The organism is Halomonas sp., from assembly GCF_033549285.1.
GTDB lineage: Bacteria > Pseudomonadota > Gammaproteobacteria > Pseudomonadales > Halomonadaceae > Halomonas.
In genome coordinates this window covers 63,013-70,943 of record NZ_JAWSUJ010000009.1, presented here as the reverse complement: position 1 = coordinate 70,943, position 7,931 = coordinate 63,013, and the positions used below count along the sequence as shown (strand labels likewise).

Annotated in this window: 6 protein-coding genes; 4 read left to right on the top strand and 2 right to left on the bottom strand. The window is 68.8% G+C overall.

Annotation, left to right across the window (positions count from 1 at the left end):
* Positions 1-1,414 (bottom strand): tRNA(Met) cytidine acetyltransferase TmcA domain-containing protein (locus SCI24_RS03745; RefSeq protein ID WP_318724075.1); only part of this gene is annotated, 1,414 nt, incomplete at its 3' end.
* Positions 1,415-1,755: 341 nt separating this feature from the next.
* Here SCI24_RS03745 and dctP point away from each other — a divergent pair.
* The 4 genes from dctP to SCI24_RS03725 all read left to right on the top strand — a co-directional run bounded on the left by dctP (position 1,756) and on the right by SCI24_RS03725 (position 6,642).
* Positions 1,756-2,859, top strand: coding sequence for a TRAP transporter substrate-binding protein DctP (gene dctP, locus SCI24_RS03740; protein ID WP_318724074.1), 1,104 nt, complete (start codon positions 1,756-1,758; stop codon positions 2,857-2,859).
* Positions 2,860-2,965: 106 nt separating this feature from the next.
* Entirely contained in the window at positions 2,966-3,469 is a 504-nt protein-coding gene (locus SCI24_RS03735; protein ID WP_318724072.1) for a TRAP transporter small permease subunit, read from the top strand.
* Positions 3,466-4,794: a TRAP transporter large permease gene (locus SCI24_RS03730; RefSeq protein WP_106230239.1), complete on the top strand. Its 1,329-nt coding sequence runs from the start codon at positions 3,466-3,468 to the stop codon at positions 4,792-4,794. The genes SCI24_RS03735 and SCI24_RS03730 overlap by 4 nt, the downstream gene beginning before the upstream one ends.
* 216 nt (positions 4,795-5,010) lie before the next feature.
* The gene (locus SCI24_RS03725; protein ID WP_318724080.1) at positions 5,011-6,642 is read left to right on the top strand and encodes an iron ABC transporter permease; all 1,632 of its coding nucleotides are present in this window, start codon (positions 5,011-5,013) and stop codon (positions 6,640-6,642) included.
* On the opposite strand, the gene SCI24_RS03720 is transcribed toward SCI24_RS03725, so the two are convergent.
* Positions 6,559-7,686, bottom strand: a complete 1,128-nt coding sequence (locus SCI24_RS03720) for an ABC transporter ATP-binding protein (RefSeq protein WP_412928969.1) — start codon at positions 7,684-7,686, stop codon at positions 6,559-6,561. The genes SCI24_RS03725 and SCI24_RS03720 overlap by 84 nt on opposite strands.
* Between the last annotated feature and the right edge of the window lie 245 nt (positions 7,687-7,931).

Genomic DNA, 7,931 nt, shown 5'->3' with positions numbered 1-7,931 from the left:
CCACCTGCTCGGCGAGCCCGGCCGGAAAGCCCCCCTCGTCGCCGCTCACCACGACCCCATGCAGGGCCGGTCCGGTCTCGAGGACGGTGAGGGCCACCCCCGGCCCATCCAGCAGCCGGCGCAGGTCGGCGGGCGTGGTGCGGTAGTGGGCCTGCACCAGCAGGCCGAACAGCGCCCGCAGCCGCGGCTCGTCGCGGGCCAGGACGTCGCGGTCCAGGCGTCGCGGGGTCGCGGTATCCCCGGCGTCCGGGCAGGCCGCAGGCTCGGCATCCAGCAGCAAAAGGCGCGAGGTCAGCGCCTCCAGGGGATCGCCCTCGGCCCAGCGGATCGGCTCGGCCAGGTGGCAGGCCCGCCAGTCGGGCGTCTGGCGCATGAGCCGCTCCCGGAAACGCAGCGCGAAGCCACGCCCCGACCCCTCGTAGCCGTGCACCGTGGTAGCGAAGGCGATGCGCGGGAAGGCGGCGAGCCAGCGCCCCAGCAGCGGCGCGGGAATCGCCGCCGCCTCGTCGACCAGCAGCAGCCGGCCGGGGCCACCGGCCTCGCCCTGCTCGGCCAGCTGGGCCAGGGCGTCGGGGGGCAGGAAGGCGACCCGGCCGGGGCTCGCCTCGAAGGCGTTGCCGTGCCGCCGCCCCTCGGGACAGAGGGCCGCCAGCCGCTCGAAGAGCCCGGCCACGGCCGTGGGGCGCGGCGCCGTGACCAGGATCTCCGTCTCTCCCGCCGCCAGCATCCGCGCACAGGCGATACCCAGGGCCGCCGTCTTGCCGCGGCCGCGATCGGCGGTCAGCACCAGCGGCCGACGGCGACGCAGGCGGATGAGACGTGCCACCGCTTCCGCCTGGTCGCGGGTCAGGCAGTCCGCGTCAGGCGAGGACGCCGCTGCCGGCGGTGCCTCGGGCAGAGAGGGGCGCGACGGCGCCTCGCCCGCCGCCCACTGGATCACTCGCTCGTCGTCGCTCAGCAGCCGGGCAAGCCGGGCCAGGTAGCGGGCACTGAGCTGCTCGGCGCGCCAGGGATACTCGGCCAGGCGGCGGTAGTCGGGATCGGGGCGCACGCCCCAGTCGGGCGGGGTCATCAGCACCAGCAGCCCCCCGGCGCGCAGGGTACCGGCCAGGGCACCGAAGGCCTCGGGGTCGAAGCCGCTCTCGGACGAGACGGCATCCATCACCACCAGGTCCTGCTCGCCCCCCAGTCGGGTGCGGGCCTTGGCCGCCGGCAGCCAGCACGAGCCCTCGATATCATCCACCGGCTCGGCGGCGACCCACAGCGGCGCCTCCCAGCCGCCCTGCTGCCACAGGGCAAGTGCCTCCCGACAGCAGGCATCGGCCGCGCCGGTCAGCCACACCAGGCCGCGCCAGCGCTGCCTGCCCAGGCGGCGTCGGGTCTCGTGCAGGGGGGCGAGGCGGTCCTGGGTCATCCGGGGCTCCTTGATGGACTCAACTTTGGTCTAAGGCGGCGTGACCTTTCAACGTTACCGGGCATTTCGGCACTGCAATACCGCTGTCATACATACGTTTCAACCCATTGATTGAAAAGACATTAATGGCCTTCCGGCGGAGGCCTTGCGGGGCCCGCCCGAGGCGTCGCGGCCGCCCGGGTATCGGTCGAACATGGCCATCGTCCCATGCTAGCTTGTTTGCTGTTGCCGAGTTGCCCGGACGGTCAGGCCCGCCTGCACCGCCGGCGGCCGCCTCCCGGCACCGACGGCCGTACCATCGACTTCTCGACAAGCAGAACAACCCACAAGGGAGCACCTCAATGAAGAAGATGAGCAAGTTCGCCCTCACCGGGCTGGCAGCGGGCGTCGCCCTCGCCGCCATGAGCTCCACCGCCCAGGCCCAGGAACAGTGGACCATGACCACCACCTGGCCGGACAACCTGGACCTGATCCAGATCGATCGCCACTGGGCGGAGCTGGTCAACAAGCTCGCCGGTGACGAGGTGCAGATCGAGTTCCGCGCCGGCGGCACCCTGATGCCTGGCACCGAGGTCTTCGATGCCACCGAGACCGGCAGCATCGAGGCCGCCGGCGACTGGCCGGGCTACTGGGCCGGCCGCAGCCCGGCCTTCTCGCCGCTGGCCACTACCACCAGCCTGTTCAACGGCGTCGACTACCTGAACTGGATCATGGAGTGGGGCGGCTGGGAGCTCTACCAGGAGATCTATGGTCAGTACAACATGGTCTACCTGCCCTACGGCATCACCAACAACGAGTCCGGCTTCCGCGGCGGCACGCCCATCGAGAGCATCGCCGACCTGGACGGCAAGCGCCTGCGCCTCTCCGGGCGCGACCAGGGCCGCGTGCTCGAGCAGCTCGGCGGCTCCCAGGTCACCCTGGCCGGCGGCGAGATCTACCAGGCCATCGAGCGTGGCGTGGTCGACGGTGCCGAGTTCTCCACCCCGGGCGTGGACTACAAGGCCGGCTTCTCCGAGGTGGCCGACTACTGGTCCGTGCCGGGCTGGCACCAGTCCGCCAGTGTGTTCGGCGTGATGATCAACCAGGATGCCTGGGATGCCCTCTCCGAGGAGACCCAGGAGAAGCTGAAGATCGCCGCCGAGGCCACCATGGCCTGGTCCCTGGCCTGGTCCGAGCGCGAGTCCACCGAGGGCACGGTGAAGTTCCTCGAGGACGGCACCGAGATCAACCAGCTCTCCGAGGAGGACCTCGCCGAGATCCAGCGCATCACCAACGAGGTGATCGTCCAAGGGGCCTGCGAGGACCCGATGCACGCCAAGGTCTACCACTCTATGATCAGCTACCTGGAGCACTACGCCAACTGGCGTGACGTCTCGGTGCCCTACAACATGAGCCGCGTCACCGACGACCTGCCCTCGCTCGAGGAGATCGAGGCCTGCATGTAAGGCCCCGCCAGGGTCCTCTCCCGGGAGGACCTGCCGGCCGGCCGGCGGCCGATCGCCGCCGGCCGGCCGTTCGTCGTGTTCCCACTGATTCACGAGATCCCCGCTCATGAACGCCATTGCCAAGGCCATCGATGCCCTCAACGAGGGGTTCGGTCGCCTGATCGCTCCGCTGATCGCCGTGATCACGCTGATCGTGATCTACGACATCGCCATGCGCTTCTTCATCGGACGCCCCAGCGACTGGGCCTTCGATACCACCAAGATGCTGTTCGGCGTCCACTTCATGCTGATGGCCGCCTACGGGCTGCGCCACCATGCCCACGTGGAGGTCGACGTCCTCAAGCGGCTGCTGTCGCGCCGCAAGCAGGCCATCCTGGAGATCCTCGGCTACCTGGTCTTCTTCGTGCCCTTCATCTGGATGCTGCTGACCCTGGGCTGGGACTTCTTCATGCGCTCCTTCAGCCGCGGCGAGACCACCTATGGCATGGTCGCCATCCCCGTCTATCCGGTGAAGGCGGTGATCGTCATCGCCGCCTTCCTGATCCTGCTGCAGGCCGTGGCCATCGTGATCCGCGCCATCCAGCAGCTGCGTGAGGAGGAGGCCGCATGAGCCCCGAAATGCTCACCCTGTTCATGTTCGGCGGCCTGCTGGTCGGCCTGTTCATGGGCCACCCGCTGGCCTTCGTGCTGGGCGGCATCGCCGTGCTCGGCGCCTGGCTCGGCCCCGGCGCCAAGATCCTCGGCACCCTGATCAACAACATCTACGGCAACGCCATGGACAACTACGTCCTGGTCGCCATCCCGCTGTTCATCCTGATGGCGCGCTTCCTCAACGACTCGGGGGTCACCGAGAAGATGTTCGAGGCGATGCGCCTGCTGCTCGCCAACCTGCGCGGCGGCCTGGCGCTCACCGTGGTCATCGTCTCGGTGCTGCTCGCCGCCACCACCGGCATCGTCGGCGCCTCGATCGCGGTGATGGGCATGATCGCCCTGGTGCCGATGCTCAAGTACGGCTACAACAAGGAGCTCAGCACCGGGGTGATCATGGCCAGCGGCTGCCTGGGCATCCTGATCCCGCCGAGCATCATGCTGATCCTGATGGCCAGCTACTCGCCGGTCTCGGTGGGCGCGCTGTTCGCCGGTGCCCTGGTGCCGGGCCTGCTGCTGGGCGTGATGTATGCCCTCTATGTGCTGATCATCTGCCACGTGAAGCCCTCCTACGGCCCACTGGTGCCGGCGGAGGAGCGCGCCGAGACCAGCACCCGCGAGCTGCTGGTGATGCTGGCCAAGTACGTGCTGCCCCCCATGTCGCTGATCCTCGGCGTGCTGGGCGCCCTGTTCACCGGCATCGCCACCGCCACCGAGGCCTCGGCGATCGGCGTGACCATCGCCTTCCTGCTGTTCCTGATCTTCGGCGACCGCAAGGTCTCGACCTGCTACCGCACCCTGATCGATGCCAGCAAGACCACCACCATGGTGATGCTGGTGCTGGTCGGCGCCACCGCCTTCACCGGGGTGTTCTCCCGCGGCGGCGGCATGCAGGTGATCCACGAGCTGGTGATGGCCATGCCGGGCGGCACCACCGGGGCACTGATCCTGATGCTCTTCCTGGTGTTCATCCTGGGCATGTTCCTGGACTGGACCGGCATCGTGCTGCTGAGCTTCCCGATCATGCTGCCGATCGTCGAGAGCATGGGCATCGACGTGCTGTGGTTCGTGGTGATGGTTGCCGTGGTGCTGCAGACCTCCTTCCTCACCCCGCCCTTCGGCTATGCGCTCTTCTACCTCAAGGGGGTAGCGCCCAAGGGGGTCGAGATCGTCGACCTCTACAAGGCGGTGATCCCCTTCTGCGCGCTGATCGTGCTGGCCTGCGTGCTGATGGCCTTCTTCCCGGCGCTGGTCACCGGCCTGCCGTCGATGCTGATCGGCTACTGAGCCTCCTGCCGGCAACCCCCTGACGCCCGCCGCTCCTCGAGCGGCGGGCGTCTTCCTTGATCCGGGTCAGCCGCAATGGCTGCAGCCTCGGGGGGCAGCTGATACAATTCTCACGCGCAAATGCCTCGCATCCACACCGCCTCCAGACGCCGCTGGAAGGAGACCTCGTTGACCAGACCGGCCAGTTCCCGTGCCCCCGTCCCCTCCCGCCTGTCGATGCCTTTCAATGTCTGGAATGCCCTGACCATCGGGATCGCCCTGATCGTGGCTCTGCCGGTCATCGTGGTGCTGGCACACCTGTTCATGCCCACCGAGGGCATCTGGCAGCACCTGGGCAGCACGGTGCTGCCCAGGTATCTCGTCAACACCCTCTTCCTGGTGGTGACGGTGGGCCTCGGCACCTTCGTGATCGGCACCGGGACGGCCTGGCTGGTGGTGATGTGCCGCTTCCCGGGACGCCGCCTGTTCGAGTGGGGGCTGCTGCTGCCGCTGGCGGTACCGACCTACGTGATCGCCTACGCCTACACGGATTTCCTGCAGTTCGCCGGCCCCGTCCAGACCTGGCTGCGGGAGAGTTTCGGCTGGTCGGCCGGCGACTATTTCTTCCCGGACATCCGCTCGCTGTGGGGCGCGGCCACCCTGATCACCCTGGTGCTCTACCCCTATGTCTACATGCTGGCGCGGGCGGCCTTCCTGGAACAGTCGGTCTGCGTGCTGGACGTGGGGCGGACCCTGGGGCGGGGTCCCTGGCGGCTATTCACCAGCGTGGCACTGCCGCTGGCGCGGCCGGCCATCGTCGGTGGCGTCTCGCTGGCGCTGATGGAGACCCTCAACGAGTTCGGGGCCGTGCAGTACTTCGGGGTCGACACCTTCACCACCGGCATCTATCGCACCTGGTTCGGGATGGGCGAGCAGGTGGCCGCGGCCCAGCTCGCCGCCTGCCTGCTGGCCTTCGTCATTGCCCTGGTGCTGCTCGAGCGCGCCTCGCGCGGCAAGCGCCGCTACTTCCACACCACCGGTCGCTACCAGCACCTGCCGGAGTTCGCGCTCCACGGCTGGCGGGCCTGGGCCGCCACCCTGGCCTGCCTGGCGCCGGTGCTGCTCGGCTTCCTGATCCCCAGCGGCCTGCTGGGCTACCTCTCGGTCCAGGGCGGGGATGCGCTGTTCGGCTCGGCCTTCCTGGGCTTTGCCGGCAACAGCCTGCTGCTGGCGTCGCTCGCTGCCCTGGCCGCCGTGAGCCTGGCGCTGCTGCTCAGCTACGGCGCCCGCCTGCACCCCAGCAAGGTGACGCGGGTCGCGACGCGGGTGGCCGCCATGGGCTATGCCGTTCCCGGCTCGGTGGTGGCGGTGGGCATCCTGATCCCCTTCGTATGGATGGACCACCAGATCAACGACTTCATGAAGGGGCAGTTCGGGGTCGTGGTGGGGCTGCTGCTCAGCGGGTCGGCCTTCATCCTGGTGTATGCCTACCTGGTGCGCTTCCTCGCCGTCTCCTTCAATGCCATCGAGGCGAGCCTCGGCAAGGTGACGCCGAGCATGGATGCGGCCTCCCGGACCCTGGGTCAGACGGCGGGCGGCACCCTGCGCAAGGTGCACACGCCAATCATGCGCGGCAGCCTGATCGCCGCCGGCATCCTGGTCTTCGTGGACGTGATGAAGGAGCTGCCGGCCACGGTGATCCTGCGCCCCTTCAACTTCGACACCCTGGCGATCCGCGCCCACAGCCTGGCCGCGGACGAGCGACTGGCCGAGGCCTCGACCTCGTCACTGGCCATCGTGGCAGTAGGCATCCTGCCGGTGATACTGCTCAGCATCGCCATGCGCCGCTCCCGCCCCGGCACTCGCTGAGGCCTCGAGGGGGAAGACGAAGACCTGGGAGGCGTCCAGGCCGATCATGACCGGCTGGCCCTCCCGGGGCAGGAAGACCCCCGGGGCCCGGGCATGCAGGTGGGTCTCGCCACCATCGGGGGCGTGGGCGCAGATATGCAGCAGGCTGGTGCGCCCCAGCAGCTTGGCCATGATGACATGGCTGTGGTGGTGCTCCGGCGGCTCGTCCAGCGGCACCACCCGCAGGGCCTCGGGACGGATCATCACCCGCACCCGGCTGCCCTCGGGCAGCCCCTGGCCGGAGACATCGCCCACCGGCGTCGCCACCTTGCCGTCCACCACGCGTCCCTCGAGCTCGTTCACCTCGCCGAAGAAGGTGACCACGAAGGGATCGGTGGGCGCGCAGTAGAGATCCAGCGGCGTTCCCGCCTGTACCACCTTCCCCTCGCGCATCAGCACGATGCGATCGGCCATGAACATGGCCTCCTCGGGGTCGTGGGTCACCAGCAGCACCCCCGCGCCGACCTTCTTCAGCACGTGCAGGGTATCGTCGCGGATGCGGTCGCGCAGGCGGGCATCGAGGCTCGAGAAGGGCTCGTCGAGCAGCATCAGCTGCGGCGCCGGCGCCAGCGCCCGGGCCAGGGCGATGCGCTGCTGCTGCCCGCCCGAGAGCATGTGCGGGAAGACCCGGGCATAGCGCTCCATGCCCAGCAGCTCGAGAAGCTCATAGGCGCGGCGACGACGCTGCCGGGCGGGCTGAGACTCGAGCCCGAAGGCCACGTTGTCGAGCACCGAGAGGTGCGGGAACAGCGCCGAGTCCTGGAAGGCCAGGCCGACGTTGCGTTTCTCGGGCGGCACATGGGAACGCCCGGTGCGTCCCATCGACTCGCCACCCAGCTCCACGCGCCCCTCCTGCACCACCTCGAGCCCCGCGGCGATCCGCAGCAGGGTGGACTTGCCGCAGCCCGAGGGCCCCAGCAGGCAGACGATCTCCCCGGGCTTGACCTCGAGGGAGACGTCCTCCACGGCCAGGTGCTGCTGGTAGGCATGGCGGATCTGGTGCATGGCGAGAACGGGTGCCACGGTGGCGTTCTTGTCGATCGGGAGCATCGGTTGGCTAGTCATGGGATCTGAGCGGCCATTGAGAAAGGTATGTCCTGCATGGTAACGCGAAAGCCTCCTGAATGCGTTGTACTATCGCTCGCATTTCGCGCCACCGGCTCTCAAGGCACGGCGATCCCTGACCTGGGTCAGGTTGCCCGCCGGCGGGTCTTGACGCCGGCAGCGGGAGGCGCTTCAATGGCGTAAGT

Coding starts and splice junctions, on each gene's coding strand:
- dctP (WP_318724074.1), top strand. CDS start 1,756: ATGAAGAAGATGAGCAAGTTCGCCCTCACCGGGCTGGCAGCGGGCGTC.
- SCI24_RS03735 (WP_318724072.1), top strand. CDS start 2,966: ATGAACGCCATTGCCAAGGCCATCGATGCCCTCAACGAGGGGTTCGGT.
- SCI24_RS03730 (WP_106230239.1), top strand. CDS start 3,466: ATGAGCCCCGAAATGCTCACCCTGTTCATGTTCGGCGGCCTGCTGGTC.
- SCI24_RS03725 (WP_318724080.1), top strand. CDS start 5,011: ATGCCTTTCAATGTCTGGAATGCCCTGACCATCGGGATCGCCCTGATC.
- SCI24_RS03720 (WP_412928969.1), bottom strand. CDS start 7,686: ATGCACCAGATCCGCCATGCCTACCAGCAGCACCTGGCCGTGGAGGAC.